This is a genomic window from Desulfosarcina widdelii (assembly GCF_009688965.1).
Taxonomy (GTDB): domain Bacteria; phylum Desulfobacterota; class Desulfobacteria; order Desulfobacterales; family Desulfosarcinaceae; genus Desulfosarcina; species Desulfosarcina widdelii.
This window is the reverse complement of the sequence record NZ_AP021875.1, coordinates 3,635,067-3,651,650: the sequence shown is the minus strand read 5'-3', so window position 1 is coordinate 3,651,650 and position 16,584 is coordinate 3,635,067. Positions and strand designations below refer to the sequence as shown.

The window sequence follows — 16,584 nt, the reverse complement described above, 5'->3', positions numbered from 1 at the left end:
GATGAACTCGTAAATAGTACCAGATTCGTCATGCCGGACTTGATCCGGCATCCAGAACCCATTGAAATTGAAGGATTCCAGCCTACGCCGGAATGACGAAAAGATGGGAATTTCGACTTTTTACGAGACTGTCGAATTTGTTTGCCAGCAAATGTCTGGTCAACGATTTTCGAATATCGGTTGGCGGAGTTCAATTTTCGATGAAAGGAGTCTTCAATGAAACAGGATCCTTTTGGCAATCTGACGGATTGGGGCACAGTCTTGGACATTTTCGAGGAATTGGCAGAAGACGGAAGACTGGTTGAATGTCAGCCGGGACTGATCCGGATATTACGGTTCAAAGGGAACTGGCGGCTTCGCGAGGAAGTCCTCAAGCGTGTCGGCGAAATTCGAGCCCCTTCGGAGGACCTTTTCCGCCAGGTCCTGACCGTCCTGGCTGATGATAATGTCTATTACGATGCTCGAGTAATTGCCGGTGATGCCCTGGCTGCAATGCTGAAAAACGTTCATGCGGCGTCTTATGAAGAGTTCTCCTCGGCCGTGAAAAAAATAATCGAAAAATTAAAGCAGACACCGCAGCCGCCTTTTTTCGGCGAAGCAGTGGAACGACTTGATGACGAGATCGCGGCAGCAAGTATGTTGGAGAATTAAGAACACTGCCAAGGATAAAGGATATCATTCATGAATGACACTCGAAAAAAAGATCCTGCGATGAATGGGGGATATAAACTTCCAAAAGATACCCCTGCGCCTTCGAATGAACAGGGCATATGTCTGAACTGCGAAGATCGGCAGCTTTGCTGTTTTTCGGACGCCGGCAAAAACGTGGTGTACTGCGAAGAACATTTCTCGGATCACCCGGACGAAGAAAAAAAGGGCCGGCCTACCCACAATTTTGAAGTTCGCCCCTGTTTCCGTATTACCGATATTATTCCGTTATGCTGAATCCAGGAAGGTTTCTGCTGTTTATGACCAGAGTTCCGAAACATCGATTAATTTTTAAACACTGATATGAGGTCAAATATGCGAATCGGAATCCCGAAAGAAATCTTGTCCGAAGAAAAAAGAGTCGCCGCCACACCGGAAACCGTAATGAAATACATCGAACTGGGATTCGAGGTTTCCGTCGAAGCATCGGCAGGAGAAGGCATTTCCATCAGCGATGAAGAATACAGGATGGCCGGGGCAACCGTCATTGCCGATACGGTGCGTCTTTTTAAAGAATCCGACGTTGTTCTGAAAGTCAAGCAGCCCGTATTCAATCAGAAATTGGATACCCATGAAGTCAATCTGCTTCGAGACGACGGCATCCTGATCACTTTTTTACACCCGGCAACACCTGAAAACCACGATATCGTGAAGCGGCTTCGGGATAAAAACATCACCGCCCTGACCATGGACGGCATCCCGCGCATTTCGCGTGCGCAGCGTATGGATGCCCTCTCTTCCATGAGCACCGTCACCGGATATAAATCGGTGATCATGGCGGCAAACAAATTACCCACCTTTATCCCCATGATCGGCACGGCCATCGGAACCATAAAACCGGCAACATTTCTCATCGTCGGTACCGGCGTAGTGGGTCTTCAGGCGATTGCCACAGCCAAACGGCTCGGTGGGGTGGTCAAGGCCGTGGATATCCGCAAGGATGCCTGCATCGAGGCAGAAAGCCTGGGTGCCAAGGTGATGGATTTCGACATCCCGCAGGAACTGGCTATCGGAAAGGGAGGCTACGCAAAGGCCCTGGAGAAAGAGTGGCTCGAAATCGAACAGCGCACCATCGCTCCCCACCTGGAGGGTGCCGATGTGGTTATTTTGAGCGCACTGGTGCCGGGAGAAGTCGCACCGATACTTGTTACGGAAGACATGGCATCCAGAATGAAACCCGGCTCCGTAATCATGGATGTCTCCGTAGATCAGGGTGGGAACTGCGAAATCACGGAACCGGGGCAGTTCATCAGACGGCTGGGGGTGCATATTTCGGGTATTCAAAACATTCCCGGCAGGATGGCCGTCCATGCCAGCTGGCTGTATGCCAACAACATGTTTCACTATGTTGACAACCTTTTTAAAAACAGAGTCGGAACACTCGATCTCGAAGACGAGATTGTCAACAGTTCTCTGGTCACCCACCATGGCACCATTTATCACCAAGGCACCCTGAAGGCCATGCGGGCGAATCTGTCCAATTGATTCGATTTCAAAGGGCAATGAGAAATGAAAGTCGCCTGGAACTGTCCCGGCGGATGTTCAATGCCGGAACCCACCGGTAGTTCGTCCTGCACGAGGTAGAGAGGAAAACCGATGCTGAATTTACTATTGATGATGGGCGTCTTCGCGGCGGCCTTTATCGTTGGCTACCTGTTGATATCGAAGGTACCCGCATTGCTGCACACGCCATTGATGTCGATGACCAATGCCATCTCGGCCGTCACCATACTGGGGGCCGTCATTTTATTTTCATTTCCGACAACGGTCTCTGAAAAAATCTTCGGCGGCGTGGCTATTGTAACGGCCACGTTCAATGTCGTCGGCGGTTTTGCCATCACCGACCGAATGCTCAAACTCTTCAAAGAAAAAGAGATCAAAGAGAAAAAATTATGAATGCGACGCAATATGCGCTGCCGCTGATGATCGATTTCGCTGTTATCGTCGTTCTGATATCGGGTATCTGGCAGTTCCGAGCCCCCCGCGGGGCTCGTACAGGAAACCTCACGGCGGCATTGGCGCTGCTGAGTGCCTTCGTTTTGGTTTTGTACCGCAACGGGATTGTGGATACCGGTGTCGTCGTTCTGACGCTGATGGGTGGTGGGACCGTCGGGTATGCCGTTGCACGTGCCGTCAGCATGATTCAGATCCCGGCCATGGTCGCCTTTCAACACGGCGTAGGTGGTGTAGCGGCTTTCCTTGTATCTCTGGTTGAGTTGACCCGCAACACCCACACGCTGGATAGGGTGAGCGAAATTTCGGGTTTGTTAGGATTGACCATCGGGGCGCTGACGTTCAGTGGCAGCATGGTGGCCTCTGCCAAATTATCAAACAGAATGAGGCAGACACAGCAAACCCTGCCAGGCCATCATTTACTATTGTGGTGGAGCATTGGCGCTCTGTTTTTTATTGGCGTATCATCCTTTTATATCACCTCCGGACTGGTGTGGGTTGTTTATTTGATCCAAATCCTCCTTTCCGTTCTTTTTGGCATTTTGTTTTCCATACGTATTGGCGGCGCCGATATGCCGGTGCTGATTTCCTTTCTCAATGCAACGGCAGGGCTGGCGGCTTCATTTTGTGGAATGGTGATCGGAAATCAGCTTTTGATTGCTTTCGGCGCAACGGTAGCGGCCTCGGGCTCCATTCTCACCCATGTGATGTGCAAAGCAATGAATCGAAACCTGTTCAGGGTCTTTTTTCCTGAAACGGTTAAAAGAGTTGGGACGGTGGGCAAAAACAAATCGATTGCTGCATCTCCACCAACACACGCCGCGAATCATTCCGATCCTGAAAAGATAAATGCACAAGAGCCGCTCACAAAGGCCGTAAGCATCATAAAAGATGCCCGAACCGTGATTGTTGTGCCGGGTTATGGCATGGCTCTGGCCAAGGCACAAACGGAAGTCTCCGAACTGGCAAATCAATTGATCGCCTTTGGCAAGACCGTTCGTTATGCCATTCACCCGGTAGCCGGCCGCATGCCCGGGCACATGAATGTGCTGTTGGCTGAAGCCGGCGTCGACTACGAAATGCTGGTGGAAATGGAAGCCATCAACCCTGAATTTCAGTCTACGGATCTGGTGCTGGTCGTCGGGGCCTGCGATGTGGTCAATCCTGCGGCCATCGACGTCGAGGGGACCCCGATATCCGGCATGCCGATCCTGATAACCCACGAGGCCAAGAATGTGGTGTGCTGCAATTTTGACGAAAAACCCGGTTATTCCGGGGTTGAAAATCCGCTTTATTCAAATGGCAACACGATTTTGCTGACGGGAGACGCGAAAAAAACGGTCCAACGCCTTCTGGACGCCCTGGCCGAAAAACAGTCCGGTGAGAAGGCTGCCGATAAAACCGATCTTCAAAACACCTCCGACGCCGTCCAAGCGCTTGCTCAGGCAAAAAGAATCGTCATCATTCCGGGGTACGGTATGGCGCTGGCCAAGGCCCAGTTCGATGTTGTCGAACTGGGCAAGCTTTTGGAACGAAAGGGAGTAAAGGTAAATTACGCGATTCATCCGGTTGCTGGCCGCATGCCCGGACACATGAACGTCCTCCTGGCCGAGGCCGACGTCGATTACGAAAACCTTATCGAAATGGATGAGGCCAACCCCGGATTTGCCGAAACGGACGTGGCCATGGTGGTCGGTGCCTGCGATGTCGTCAATCCGTCGGCCATCAAGCAGGAGGGGACGCCGATTTCGGGTATGCCGATTCTGATGGCCCACCAGGCAAAAAAAGTAATTGTGTGCAACCTGGACAAAAAGCCTGGTTATTCTGGCGTCGAGAACCCGCTTTACGACAACGAGAATACCATCATGCTGCTCGGGGATGCAAAACTTACGACCAAAAAGCTGATCGAACCATTCCAGGCTGAGGGAGGGTGGACATGACGATTCGCTATCTGGAAGACCCGAACAAGGCGCCCGGGGACATTCAAGACAAACGTTCTGTGTCCCGGATCGACATCAAACACGTTCATGCGTTGAACGAGCGAACCAAAGAGCTGGAGTGTCTGTATCAGGTCATAAACATCCTGGGAAAAGCGGAACACGCATCCTTTGAAAGAGGTTTCCAAATGGTTGTGGATCTGGTGCCGGGCGGGATGCAGTTTCCCAGAGTTGCCTGTGCCCGGCTTCTGATCGGCGACCAGGAATACCGATCGGAACGGTATGTCCACAGCCGCTGGGTGGTAGATGAGGAAGTCCGCATCGACAGGGAAAATGCCGGCACGCTCGAGGTCGCATATACCGAGATGCACCCCGACACTTTCAGAGGACCCTTTTTAGCGGAAGAAGTTTATCTTTTAAAAGCGATTGCCAGTCTGATCGGACAAGTTCTTCATCGTAGAAGACTGATAGAGGAGAGAAACGAACAGTTTCAACACGTAAAAAGAACGTATGAAAAAGTGCTCAGCGGGTTCATTCCCATTTGTGCCTCATGCAAGAGCATCAAGGATGAGAACGGGACCTGGCATGATCTGGAGGCCTACGTACAAAAGCGCACCGACGCGACCTTCAGCCACGGCGTCTGTCCAAAATGCGTCGAAAAATTATACCCTTACTTAGACGATTAACTGCCTGCCCGATGGCTTTAGCGGCCCGGTACAGCCTATGTGAAAAAACACGGGAACAGATATGACAACCCAAAACGACAATACCCATAGCGCCCTATGCGTGACCCGGGGGGGGCAAATTATCGAAATGGTCGAACAGGTAAACCTGGACATTCGCAGCCTTTACGAAGCGGTGATCGATCTGGCCTCCGAGGGACTGATTACCTCCAGCGCCATCAATATGGCCGCCGGCATCCTGCTGAAGGATTTGGGGTTGCCGAATTATTTTTTCGAGAACCTCCGGCAGGCGTCCCTGAAAGGGATGCTGGCGTCGATCGCTACCACCATGGCCGTTAAAAAGGACCGTGTTTTTCTGACGGGCCGGGTCGCCAACATCGACTTTTCCCTGGAGCATGAAAATGCCCTGCAGAAAGTCAGGATCGCCACGCAGGAGACCCGGGACAGCATGGAAGCCATGCTGAACGAATCCATATCCGGACATCGCCGGGAATATTACTACAATCCCGGAAGCCAATACTATACGTACATCGCCCGTCCGGAAACCGTGAACGACTTTGACCGGAATGATTTCAAAAAGTCCCGCTTTCTCTTTGACCTGGCAGGGGATTACCACGCTACGCCGGAACCGACACGAATGCGCTACAAAAGGTTTCTGGGGGAAATGGAACGTTCCGCCCTCCCGCTCATCGAAGTGTTCAACCTCCCAGAAACAGGCGAGACGCGGTTGATGTTCAATTCGGATTTCAAAGATCCTCAAATTGCCGTTTTGCGTAACATCTGCCGGGATCACGGCTTCGAACTGAACCGGGCCTATTGGGAGCCATACCTGGGCAAGGCCCGCATTCCATCGTCGATCTGCTCGATCTATCTTCTTGGAGAACTGTCCCAAAAAAAAGAAGCCGCTCTGCTCACGGATCTTTACGCATTTTTGTCGCTGAGCGTCAATGGGATCACCGAACTCTACGCCAGAAGGTATTTATCCTTCAACGAAATGCTGTTTGCCGTCAATGCGGTTGATTTCACGCACATGTTCATTTTTCAGGAGCGCGAAAACGGGACGGATCGAGAAATCCTCCAACGTCTCGACAGCCAGGATTACCGGGAAGCCTTCGCTTCGAGGATCCACAAATCGAACAAATCCACCTACGGCTTAAAAATCATCATCGAAACGGTAAAGGCCAATCCGGACCTAATCAAAGAACTTTACGAAATGTTTGCAGACCGGTTCGATCCCTCACTCATGAATCGAATGACCGAACAGCTGATCGAAAAAGAATTTCAGGCGTTCAGAAAAACCATTGCCAGCCGATTTATCGACTTCCGTTTGGGCTATGACATTTTTCTCTTCATGTTCAAGTTTGTCTCCGGTACGCTTAAAACCAACTTCTACAAGCCGCAAAAGCGCAGTTTTTCTTTCCGGTTGGACAACCGGATCCTGGATCCACTGGTTTTCGATCAGTTCGTTTACGGTGTTTTTTTTGTCAACGGCCATTATGCCCGCGGCACCCACCTCAGAGCGGAAGACATTTCCAGGGGAGGGGTGCGCATGATCCGGACCACCCATGAAAACCATACCGCTGAGTTGGACAATGCGGTGCTTCTCAACTTCGCACTTGGCCCCAAGGCGCAGCGCCTCAAACACAAGGATATCTGTGAAAGCGGCGCCAAAGGGGTCGTTATTCCTCACCCGTTATACGCCAAAGGCTATGGTTTGGAGGCCCTTTTCGATTTCTCCGAGGGGATCATGGATCTGATGCTTGAAACGGACATGATCGTCGATTACTGCGGAAAACCCGAGATGCTTTTCTTCGGCCCCGATGAAGGAACCGCCTCCTTTATGGATGCGGTTTCCTGCCGCGCCCGCGAAAGAGGATATAAACACTGGCGCACGATTACAACCGGCAAGAGCTTTGGCATCCCTCACGACACCTACGGGCGTCTTGAAGACGGTTCGCTTTTTGGCCTCTTCGACTGCGGAGATAAAGGCACTGGGCTGAAGATCGAGGGGCAATCCGATCTGGCCACCGAGGATATGGAAGCCATCCGCAAACAGATCGGCGGCAGAATCGATACCAGCGGAATGACCACCACTTCCGTGATCACTTCTTTTCGCACCCTGATCGAACATTATGGCCAACGGGAAGAGGACTTGAATCTAATGATGACCGGCGGCCCGGATGGCGATTTGGGAGCCAATCAGATTCAGTGCTACAAGGGAAAAATTTGCCTGATCGTCGATGGGGGCTCGGTCCTTTATGATCCGGATGGGTTGAACCGCGACGAGTTGTTAAAAATCGCATTCAAGCGACACAGCCGCCCCAGAGCCAATTCTTTGTCTTTCCCTCGCGAAAAGATAGGCCCCAGGGGCTTCATGATACCGATGACCGCGAAGCGGTTCACCCTTCCGGATGGCACTTTGGTCGAAGACGGTGCTTTATTCCATCGAACTTTCCTCACGAATTCGGAGAGCCGCAGGCATATCGAAAAAGCCGATATCCGTGCCTTCATTCCCTGCGGCGGTTTCAAGGACACGGTCAATCACGGCAACGTCACAGACTTTCTGGAAAACTTCCGGGAACTGGCCTTTATCGTAGAAGGCGCCAATGTCTTTTTCGACGATGCGGCGCGGCGTCATATCGCGGCCCACTCCGCCGTCAAGCACATAAAGGACAGTACAGCCAACAAGGGCGGCGTCTTTTCAAGCTCGATCGCCGAAGTTCTCGCGGCGTTTTTACTCGGGGACCAGTATGAAGAAAAACTTCTCGATAACGATGAAATCCGTTGGCGTCTGATTGGAGATATTATGGATCTGGTAGCGAAATATTCCCGGTTGGAAACCAGTATGCTGATCCAGATTCATGAACAGAATCCTGTAACCCCCCTATTCGCGCTTTCCGAAAAGACGAGCGAAAGGATTTTCGCCCTTCAGAATGAAATCCAGGCCAATTTAGACTGCATTCTCAAAGACCAGGATTTGGTCTGGGAAACGTTGCTTCATTACATCCCCTCCATTCTAATTGAAAAATTGGGCCGTAAGACCATCGAAATGCTTTTAAGCGACAGCGAATTGGGAGCCTACCGGAACGCCGTAATAAGCAAGAAACTGGCTTCGATGGCCTTTTACAAATTTGGTATTGAATGGGAAGATTACCTCCGTTGCTTCCAAAAGGATATGATGGGGTCTCTCCACCGCGTTTTCTGACGGGATCTTTTCCAATTGAAAGCCTGCTTTGACGCTCCCGTAAACCATTTCCCTGCTGAAGGCTTTCATTACCCGGAGGGGCGATGACCACAGATTCATAAAGAGAGAGGCCGATGGCATTGCACAGTCTGGTAACACTGAACAATCGTATAGTCATTCAGGACATTGATAGTGGCGAGTTGTTTGCTTTTTTTCTCGTTGAGCCTGATCGGCATGATGCAAAAACCGGGAAAATATCAATTTCAACATCTTTAGGTGCTGCTTTAATCGGTAAAAGTACAGGAACTGTGGTTGCTTGGCAGGCACCTTCCCGAATCAGGAGATTTGAGGTGCGATCTGTTTCCCAATCGTCCTGAAATGGTTAATCGAATGAAAGACAGGTGAAAATTATGCAAGACCGCACCATATATATCACAAAATTCGATCTCGAACGGCTTGACGACCTGCTTGCTGCAGCCAGAGAATTCAATTGTCGTGATCAAGGCGATCTGGAAGAACTTGAAGCAGAACTCCAGGAAGGCAAGCTGGTTGATTCCAAGAGCGTCCCCCCAAATGTCGTCACCATGAACTCCCGCGTGGAACTGATTGACGTTGACGAAAACAAATCGATGATTTTCACGCTGACCTTTCCTAAAGATGCTGACATTGGTGCCGGCAAGCTGTCAGTTTTATCACCAGTCGGAACAGCCATTCTCGGACGCTCGGAAGGAGATGTCATCGAATGGCGTGTTCCGGCCAGATTCCGGCGGTTTAAGATTCAAAAACTGCTGTACCAGCCTGAAGCGGCCGGAGATTTTCATTTATAGCTTTTCAACGCGGTCATTTGGAAAAAAGCTTTCGGTATGCGGTTAACACTGATAGGCTTATAGAAAATGCAAAATAATCCGTCTGTAAAAAAATGTTAAAGGTTGCACCTGCAATGTAAAATTGAATCCGAAATTCGGACCTCGTCGAAGTTTCGCATCGTATCCGTCCGTCTGTGGGAGGGAGGAGATATGACGCAACATTCCAAGGCCGTCGGAATCATTTTTCTGACCTTGTTATTTCCTTTCCTGCTGGTCCACGAAGTCAATGCAACCGAAACGTATGCGCGTCGGACCGGCAAGGGATGCATCTTCTGCCATTTGGAAAGCAACGGCGGCCAGATCAAAACCGTCGGGTTTGCCTACATTCGCAATGGGTACCGCTATCCCGTCTCGGAACGGGTTCTCGAAAAGGCCCAATCCCTTCAGACCCCGATGCACAAAACCCTGCGTTTCGTAATCGGATACCTTCACCTGCTGGCGGGCATCGTCTTTTTCGGCGCCATCTTCTACATTCACCTCTTTGTCAAACCCAGCCAGCTTACCGGAGGGATACCCAAAGCCGAACGCCTTCTCGGGCTGTCCTGCATGGCGGTCCTCACCATAACGGGCATTTACCTCACCTGGGTCCGAATCGACCGATGGGAGCAGTTTTTCAACAACACCTTCGGATTGATGCTGTTTATCAAGATCCTTCTTTTTGCGTTGATGGTGCTCATCGGTTTAACGGCTGTGACCGTCGTCCACCGAAAGATGAAAGCCGGATCACAACGTCCGCCCTCTACACAACCGGATGCAATTGGCGCCGACACGATCGGTCAATTCGATGGAGCGAATGATAAACCGGCGTATTTTATTCATGAAGACAACATTTACGATGTCACCGGCAACCCCAAATGGAAAGGCGGTCGGCATTTCGGAAAGCATTCAGCCGGCACGGACCTCACCGAAGCGCTGTCCGGCGCACCCCACGGTACAGAAGTGTTTGAGCGAATCACGTGCATCGGTCCGGCGGCTGGCGGAACCGGAGCCGCAAAGAAACCGCCTTCCGTGCAGAAAGTGTTCGTGGTGATGGCCTACACCAACCTGGTGCTCATTTTTCTCATTTTGGTCTGCATCAGCGTCTGGCGATGGGACTTTCCATTGCGGCTGCTCCCGGAAATGCGCAGTGAGGCCATCGCCGGACAGACCTGCGTGGACTGCCATCGCACCAAGACACCGGGAATCCACGCCGACTGGAGCGGCAGTGTGCATGCCAAGGTCGGTGTGGACTGCGCGAAATGTCACCGTGCCCGCAACACGACCGAGACATTGAAATCCCATCTGGACCACACCAAAATACCGGTTGCCACGGTGGTATCGCCAACCCACTGCGCCGGCTGCCATCCCCAGCAGGTCGAAGAATACGCCCGCAGCAAACACGCCAACACCCACGAGATCATGTGGAAGGTCGACCACTGGCTCAACGACGGCATGAACAACAGCATCGAACGGACAACCGGCTGCTATGCCTGTCACGGAACCATCGTCGAGGTCGAAGACGGACGACCGGCGGCCGGCACCTGGCCCAATGTCGGTGTCGGAAGGATCAATCCGGACGGAAGCCTGGGCAGTTGCAGCAGCTGCCACACCCGCCACCGGTTTTCGCTGGTCGAGGCCCGCAAGCCGGAAGCCTGCGACCAGTGCCACCTGGGACCGGATCATCCCCAGATCGAGATTTATAACGAGTCCAAACACGGCACCATTTATCATGCCGAGGGCGATGACTGGCAGTGGTATCCTGACGACCGTCAATGGAAGGCGGGAAGAGACTACCGCGTACCGACCTGCGCCGCCTGCCACATGTCTGCTGCCGCCGGGGTTCCCTACACCCACGACACGACGGAACGGCTGTCCTGGGAGACCCAGGCGCCGCGCACCGTGCGCCCGAACGAATTCAAACCGTTTCCTGCCGCTTCCGACTGGAAGGTGGAAAGGAGCAAGATGCGGGCGGTCTGCCTGCAGTGCCACTCGACAACCTGGACCGATGACCATTTCCGTAATCTGGATGCGGTGGTGGAAGCCTACAACAGTATTTATTACGACCCTGCCAGGGAAAAGCTGGATGGTTTATACGAGGCTGGTTTGCTGTCGAAAAAGAATTATTTCGATGAGGAAATCGAATGGCAGTTCTACGAACTCTGGCACCATGAAGGCCGCCGCGCCCGCATGGGAACGGCCATGATGGCGCCGGATTACGCCTGGTGGCACGGCTTTTACGAACTCAAACACCGTTATGTCCATTTTATGGAACTTGTGGAAAAGCGTGATGAAGAGGGGAAAGCCGAGCCGTTCGACTTCTTCCCGGGACGCATGGAATCTACAACCGATACTTCTCCCCATACCCCCGCAGGGTCAATAGAAAATCCCCGTAGCGCCGGGTCGAGTGGTTCCCGATGAACACGGTGCTCTGCATGTTCACCATCGCTGTGTGCAACTCTTCCAATGTCGTCACTTGGATGCGCTGATCCGAGCGCATGGCACCGGTCACCACGCCGACAGGGGTTTGGGCGGGCTTGTGGTTCATCATGATCTGCCGGGCCTTTTCCAGCTGCCAGTGCCGTTTCTTGCTCTTGGGGTTGTAAAGCACCATCACGAAATCGGCGCGGGCCGCGGCATCGAGGCGCGTTTCGATCACCTCCCACGGGGTGAGCAGATCGCTGAGGCTGATGGCGCAAAAATCGTGCATCAGCGGCGCCCCCAGCAGCGCGGCTCCGGCACACAGTGCCGGAATCCCAGGGACCACCTCCACACGAAGGCTGCCCGTTTCATCGCTATCCCCGTTTGCTGCCGTCCAGGACGGCACCGCCGCCACCCGGCGGGCCTCGCACATCTCCAGGGCCAGTCCCGCCATGGCATAAATTCCGGGGTCGCCGCTGGATACCAGGGCAACGGACTTTCCGAGGCAGGCCGCGTCGATGGCCGCCGCCACCCGCTCCACTTCCCTGGTCATGCCGGTGCTGATGATCGCCTTGTTTGCTACCAGCGGACGGATCAGGTCGATATAGGTGCCGTAGCCGGCAATGACATCGGCTCCCGTCAGGACTTCTCGGGCGCGTTGGGATAGATGGGCTGCGTCGCCGGGGCCGATGCCGACGATGTACAGGCCATTCGGGCAATGGCCACGGTCACGTTGCGGGTGTTGTGCTTGGGAACGATCAGTTGACCGTTCCGGCTGGCCAGAATGGCTGCTGCTTCGCATACGCTGGGTACTCCTATGTGTTTGGCCACCAGGGACGAAGGCGTGGGCACGCTTTCGACCCGGGCCAGTTCGTCTTTCGAAAAAAATTGCAGCGGAAGATTCATTTTCTCCGCAATTTCACACAAACCGATTTCGTCGGATTTGAGATCGATGGAAGCGATGGCTGTCAGACTTTTCAGAGCCAGACCAAAGTCTTCCATCACGTTGAGAAGAAACTCGCCGATCTCTTGGGCCGGTGTGTGACGATTGCATCCGATACCGGCCACGAGGGAAGGCGGCCGCAGGACGAGAAAATCGGAAGGGATATCTCCGATGGTGTCGTCAATCCAGACGCAGGCCGAAACTGATGGGGGCAGACGTTCGTTCAGTTGGTCTTGGGATAAAGAAAAAGCCTCGGGCAACCGGCGATGCAGCCAATCGCCCGGATCGTAGACCCCGATGGGCGTGCCGTCCAGAATGGCCATATTCACGGTTTTAATTGCCTCCGGGTTCTCGATGGCAAGGCCCTGTTCCTGCGCCAGGATGTCGATGGCCGGCTTTTCGTTGACATCGGTGGCCGTGGTGATCACCGGTGTGGCCTCGAGAAGTTCGGCCACCTGCCGGGTGAGTCGATTGGCGCCGCCCAGGTGCCCGGAAACCAGGCTGACGACAAACCGCCCGCGGTCGTCCATCACCGCCACGGCCGGGTCGAACGTCTTATGCCGCAGCAACGGCACAATGCAGCGAACGACAATTCCCGTGGCCATGATAAAGATGTGCCCCGTATAGCGGTTGAACTGCTGGGCCAGCGCGTCCGCCAGCCGTTCGAAAGGCGAAAGGTCTCCGGCAGTCGATTCGTCGGTCAGCCGCTGGGAAGCAAACACTTCGACCGCCCGGTGCTGCTGGATTCTGCGGGCAAGCGCCAACCCCTGGGCGGTCAATGTCCACACCGCGATTTTCTCAATGGGGTCGGTAGCCATGGGCAAACTTCTCATCGTAAAGTTTGGAGCGCAGCGTCTCTTCCGCCGAGGGCTGCGCCAGGGCCGGGCCAACCATAATCACGGCCAGTCGGTTGATCCCGGCGTCCCGTGCCTCCGTGGCCAGCTTTCCCACCTGCGTCCGGACGATCTTCTCCTCGGGATGGCTGACGCGGTAGGCCAAAGCGCAGGGTGCCTCGGGATCGTAAGCGTCGGATAGAATACCGGAAACCGATTCGATCAGACCCGTGCTCAGGTAGATCACCAGAGAGGCCCCGTGCCGGGCCAGGGAGGCCAGGTTCTCGGACTCTGGAACCGGTGTACGCCCGGCCATACGGGTTAAAATCAGCGTCTGGGTTTTTTCGGGAACCGTGTATTCGATCCCCAGGGCTGCCGCCGCGGCAAAGGCGGCGGTCACACCGGGAATCACCCGATAGGGGATTTTTTTCTTTTCCAGCATGACCATCTGTTCCCGAATGGCCCCATATAAACTGGGATCGCCCGTGTGCAGCCGGACCACCTGTTGGCCGTCGAGAAAGGCGTCGGCCATCGCGGCCACGATTTGATCGAGGTTCATGCCGGCGCTACTGATCCGCCGCGCCGTTTCGGGCGCCCAGGTAAGAACCGCTTCTGGAACGAGCGAGCCGGCATAGAGAACCAGGTCCGCCGACTGCAGGGCCCGCATGCCTTTGACGGTAATCAGATCGGGGTCGCCGGGGCCGGCGCCGCAGAAGATTATGGGGTGTCGGGTGGTGCTCATGGTTCTGCTTTTTCGCTTTCTTCTTTTGATGAAAACCGGGTACCGGAAATGATCCAGACCGGGTTTAGGGCCTCGAACCGCCGGCTCCACGGCATGGCCTTGCTCCGGCTGACCTGCAGTTGAACCACTTCCGTCGACATGTCGGCAGCTTTAAGGGCATCCAGCGCCCGGCACAGGTTGTCCGCCAGCACGGTGTTGACCACCACCACGCCCTCGGGCCGGAGAAGTTGGGCACTGACCGCGATGATGGCCGCCAGTTCCCGGCCACCGCCGCCGATGAAGATCCGATCCGGTGCTGGCAAATCCGCAAGCCCTTCGGGCAGGGTGCACTGAACGGCATCGAGATTATAGACGCCGTAGCGCTCGGCATTTTCGCGGATCTGTGCCAGCCGCGCGGCCCGCTTTTCAACGGCGATGATCCGGCCCGGACCGATCAGCGTCGATGCCTCGATACCCACGGAACCGCTTCCGGCGCCCAGGTCCCAGAGGGTCAGGCCGGGCTTCAGCCGTAGCTTGGCCAGGGTCACGGCCCGCACCTCCATTTTGGTGATCAGGCCGTTTTCGTGCGAAAAGGCGTCATCGGCCATCCCCAGGGTCAGGTCGCCGCACGAGGCGTTTCCCGGTTCGAGTTCGAGAATCACCACGTTGGGCTGGACGAAGTCCATTTGCGCGGCCTGCTGCAGGCTGCAACGGTGAAGGGCTTCCTCGGCCGATCCCATTTTCTCGAAAACGGTCATGGCTGTATGCTTCACGCCCTTGCCCATGAGCCATTGCGCCAGCCATCGGGGTGAATGTCGGGCGTCCGTGAGAACCGCCACCGATTTGTTGCGCTTTACTTCCTCTATCAGTCGGTGCTTGTGGTTCCTGCCGTGCAGACTGACCACCGCCGCATCGCTCCAGGGTCGGCCAATGCGGGCAAAGGCGGCGGCAATGGAGGTGATGTTGGGGAAGATGACCACCTGGTCGGGACCCAGCTCCCGGGCGATGCGGGCACCGATTCCATAAAACAGAGGATCGCCCGACGCCAGAACCACGATGCTGGCGGATTTTCTCTGCTCGATGATGAACGCCATGGCTTCGTCGATTCGGGAGGTGATGGTCTTTTTTCTCATGGGAAGATCGCCGAACTGATCCAGGTGGCGCTTTCCTCCCATGAGAATATCTGCGGACCGGATGACATCCAATTGCTCCGCGGTCACATCCCGCGCCGAAAGTCCCATGCCGACAATCGTTACCTTTTTCATCGGACCGCCTTGAATTTGAGCCCGCCGTCGAAATCGAAGATGACCGCGCCCACCCGGATTTTTCCGCCGGCAAAATGGTCGGCCGCCCGAACCACTTCCCGACCGACCTTCTCGATGACGCCGGGATGGTCGTCTTTGATATACTCGAATGCATGCCGGGCGGTATTGGCTTCGGCAATCCGTCCGGCAAGACCGCTGTCGCCGGTGCGTTCTTTCGCCCAGCGCGCCAATGCCTCCAGGGTCATGCGCGCCGAACTCGCGTGGGTGTGGGGGATTTTCTGGGCCATTTTGACCGCCTTTCCGAACATGATCGCAAGGTTCACCGTTTCGAAGCCGTGCTCGACGGCCATGGCCATGGAGCGCGCAAAAAAATCGCCGATCTGCACGAAACTCTCCTCCGGAAACCGGGGCCATAGATTCTGGGCGAAGCGTTCGGTCCTGCGCCCGGTAGTAAATACAACCTGGTTCAGGCCGGATGCCCGCGCCACCGACAGCGCCGAGCGGATGGTGGCCACATAGGCGTCGTGGGACATGGGACGGACGATGCCGGTGGTGCCCAGGATCGAAATACCGCCAATGATTCCCAGCCTGGCGTTGAGCGTGTTGCGTGCCAGTTCTTCGCCCTCGGGAATCTCGATGACCGTCTCCACGAACCCCGGCCGTCGATGCGACTGCATGGCTTCCAGCGCCGATTGTCGGATCATTTTTCGCGGGCCCGGATTGATGGCCGGCTGCCCGGGCGGCACCTCCAGCCCCGGTTTGGTGACCTTGCCCACCCCGTTGCCGCCCGAAATGACGACCGATGGATCGGCTGTTGTTGCCCGCCAGCTCACCCGGGCGGCGATTTCAGCCCCGTGGGTGATGTCCGGATCGTCACCGGCATCCTTGATGACCGAGCAGACCACCGATTCCTCGTCGATCCGCTCGCAGGCATGGACCGCGATGTCCAGGGCATCGCCGTTGAGCAGCGCCACCCGGACCGATGACGGCGCCTGGCCGTCCAAGAGAAAAAGCAGGGCCGCCTTGGTGGCCGCCGCGGCCGCGGTGCCGGTGGTAAAACCGCTGCGCAGATGTTTTTGCCGCTTGCGCCCCAT

14 protein-coding genes are annotated in these 16,584 nt (G+C 54.9%); 9 read left to right on the top strand and 5 right to left on the bottom strand.

Going from position 1 to position 16,584, the window contains the following annotated elements; genetic code table 11:
• The first annotated feature begins 216 nt into the window (after positions 1–216).
• The 9 genes from GN111_RS16855 (at position 217) to GN111_RS33575 (ending at position 11,728) form a co-directional block, all read left to right on the top strand.
• Entirely contained in the window at positions 217–651 is a 435-nt protein-coding gene (locus GN111_RS16855) for a hypothetical protein (RefSeq protein WP_155304861.1), read from the top strand.
• Between the two features lie 372 nt (positions 652–1,023).
• Positions 1,024–2,193, top strand: a complete 1,170-nt coding sequence (locus GN111_RS16850; RefSeq protein ID WP_170302342.1) for an NAD(P) transhydrogenase subunit alpha — start codon at positions 1,024–1,026, stop codon at positions 2,191–2,193.
• A 111-nt stretch (positions 2,194–2,304) separates the two neighbouring features.
• Positions 2,305–2,604 (top strand): NAD(P) transhydrogenase subunit alpha part 2, encoded by a 300-nt coding sequence (locus GN111_RS16845; protein ID WP_155304859.1) that lies wholly within the window; start codon positions 2,305–2,307, stop codon positions 2,602–2,604.
• Entirely contained in the window at positions 2,601–4,601 is a 2,001-nt protein-coding gene (locus GN111_RS16840) for an NAD(P)(+) transhydrogenase (Re/Si-specific) subunit beta (protein ID WP_231715771.1), read from the top strand. Before GN111_RS16845 ends, GN111_RS16840 begins: the two co-directional genes overlap by 4 nt.
• Positions 4,598–5,284: a GAF domain-containing protein gene (locus GN111_RS16835; RefSeq protein WP_155304858.1), complete on the top strand. Its 687-nt coding sequence runs from the start codon at positions 4,598–4,600 to the stop codon at positions 5,282–5,284. Before GN111_RS16840 ends, GN111_RS16835 begins: the two co-directional genes overlap by 4 nt.
• Before the next feature lie 61 nt (positions 5,285–5,345).
• On the top strand, positions 5,346–8,486 hold the full coding sequence (locus GN111_RS16830) for an NAD-glutamate dehydrogenase domain-containing protein (RefSeq protein WP_155304857.1): 3,141 nt from the start codon (positions 5,346–5,348) through the stop codon (positions 8,484–8,486).
• 113 nt (positions 8,487–8,599) lie between these two features.
• Complete coding sequence (locus GN111_RS16825; RefSeq protein ID WP_155304856.1) at positions 8,600–8,842, top strand: GreA/GreB family elongation factor; 243 nt, start codon at positions 8,600–8,602, stop codon at positions 8,840–8,842.
• 33 nt (positions 8,843–8,875) lie between these two features.
• Complete coding sequence (gene rnk / locus GN111_RS16820) at positions 8,876–9,292, top strand: nucleoside diphosphate kinase regulator (protein WP_155304855.1); 417 nt, start codon at positions 8,876–8,878, stop codon at positions 9,290–9,292.
• A gap of 189 nt (positions 9,293–9,481) precedes the next feature.
• Positions 9,482–11,728 carry a multiheme c-type cytochrome gene (locus tag GN111_RS33575; RefSeq protein ID WP_155304854.1) on the top strand — a complete coding sequence of 749 codons (2,247 nt, stop codon included), beginning with the start codon at positions 9,482–9,484 and terminating at the stop codon, positions 11,726–11,728.
• On the opposite strand, the gene cobJ is transcribed toward GN111_RS33575, so the two are convergent.
• Genes cobJ through cbiD form a run of 5 tightly spaced genes read right to left on the bottom strand, consistent with a single transcriptional unit; the run spans position 11,649 to position 16,584 of the window.
• Positions 11,649–12,419: a precorrin-3B C(17)-methyltransferase gene (cobJ, locus tag GN111_RS16810; protein ID WP_231715796.1), complete on the bottom strand. Its 771-nt coding sequence runs from the start codon at positions 12,417–12,419 to the stop codon at positions 11,649–11,651. The genes GN111_RS33575 and cobJ overlap by 80 nt on opposite strands.
• Positions 12,368–13,489: a cobalt-precorrin 5A hydrolase gene (locus tag GN111_RS16805; RefSeq protein ID WP_231715770.1), complete on the bottom strand. Its 1,122-nt coding sequence runs from the start codon at positions 13,487–13,489 to the stop codon at positions 12,368–12,370. The genes cobJ and GN111_RS16805 overlap by 52 nt, the downstream gene beginning before the upstream one ends.
• Positions 13,470–14,246, bottom strand: a complete 777-nt coding sequence (gene cobM / locus GN111_RS16800) for a precorrin-4 C(11)-methyltransferase (RefSeq protein WP_155304852.1) — start codon at positions 14,244–14,246, stop codon at positions 13,470–13,472. Before cobM ends, GN111_RS16805 begins: the two co-directional genes overlap by 20 nt.
• Positions 14,243–15,490 carry a precorrin-6y C5,15-methyltransferase (decarboxylating) subunit CbiE gene (gene cbiE / locus GN111_RS16795; protein ID WP_155304851.1) on the bottom strand — a complete coding sequence of 416 codons (1,248 nt, stop codon included), beginning with the start codon at positions 15,488–15,490 and terminating at the stop codon, positions 14,243–14,245. Before cbiE ends, cobM begins: the two co-directional genes overlap by 4 nt.
• Complete coding sequence (gene cbiD, locus GN111_RS16790; RefSeq protein ID WP_155304850.1) at positions 15,487–16,584, bottom strand: cobalt-precorrin-5B (C(1))-methyltransferase CbiD; 1,098 nt, start codon at positions 16,582–16,584, stop codon at positions 15,487–15,489. Before cbiD ends, cbiE begins: the two co-directional genes overlap by 4 nt.

What these genes read in the sequence shown, in the direction of transcription:
- GN111_RS16855 (WP_155304861.1), top strand. Translation starts at nt 217, where the DNA reads ATGAAACAGGATCCTTTTGGCAATCTGACGGATTGGGGCACAGTCTTG.
- GN111_RS16850 (WP_170302342.1), top strand. Translation starts at nt 1,024, where the DNA reads ATGCGAATCGGAATCCCGAAAGAAATCTTGTCCGAAGAAAAAAGAGTC.
- GN111_RS16845 (WP_155304859.1), top strand. Translation starts at nt 2,305, where the DNA reads ATGCTGAATTTACTATTGATGATGGGCGTCTTCGCGGCGGCCTTTATC.
- GN111_RS16840 (WP_231715771.1), top strand. Translation starts at nt 2,601, where the DNA reads ATGAATGCGACGCAATATGCGCTGCCGCTGATGATCGATTTCGCTGTT.
- GN111_RS16835 (WP_155304858.1), top strand. Translation starts at nt 4,598, where the DNA reads ATGACGATTCGCTATCTGGAAGACCCGAACAAGGCGCCCGGGGACATT.
- GN111_RS16830 (WP_155304857.1), top strand. Translation starts at nt 5,346, where the DNA reads ATGACAACCCAAAACGACAATACCCATAGCGCCCTATGCGTGACCCGG.
- GN111_RS16825 (WP_155304856.1), top strand. Translation starts at nt 8,600, where the DNA reads ATGGCATTGCACAGTCTGGTAACACTGAACAATCGTATAGTCATTCAG.
- rnk (WP_155304855.1), top strand. Translation starts at nt 8,876, where the DNA reads ATGCAAGACCGCACCATATATATCACAAAATTCGATCTCGAACGGCTT.
- GN111_RS33575 (WP_155304854.1), top strand. Translation starts at nt 9,482, where the DNA reads ATGACGCAACATTCCAAGGCCGTCGGAATCATTTTTCTGACCTTGTTA.
- GN111_RS16805 (WP_231715770.1), bottom strand. Translation starts at nt 13,489, where the DNA reads ATGGCTACCGACCCCATTGAGAAAATCGCGGTGTGGACATTGACCGCC.
- cobM (WP_155304852.1), bottom strand. Translation starts at nt 14,246, where the DNA reads ATGAGCACCACCCGACACCCCATAATCTTCTGCGGCGCCGGCCCCGGC.
- cbiE (WP_155304851.1), bottom strand. Translation starts at nt 15,490, where the DNA reads ATGAAAAAGGTAACGATTGTCGGCATGGGACTTTCGGCGCGGGATGTG.
- cbiD (WP_155304850.1), bottom strand. Translation starts at nt 16,584, where the DNA reads ATGGGGCGCAAGCGGCAAAAACATCTGCGCAGCGGTTTTACCACCGGC.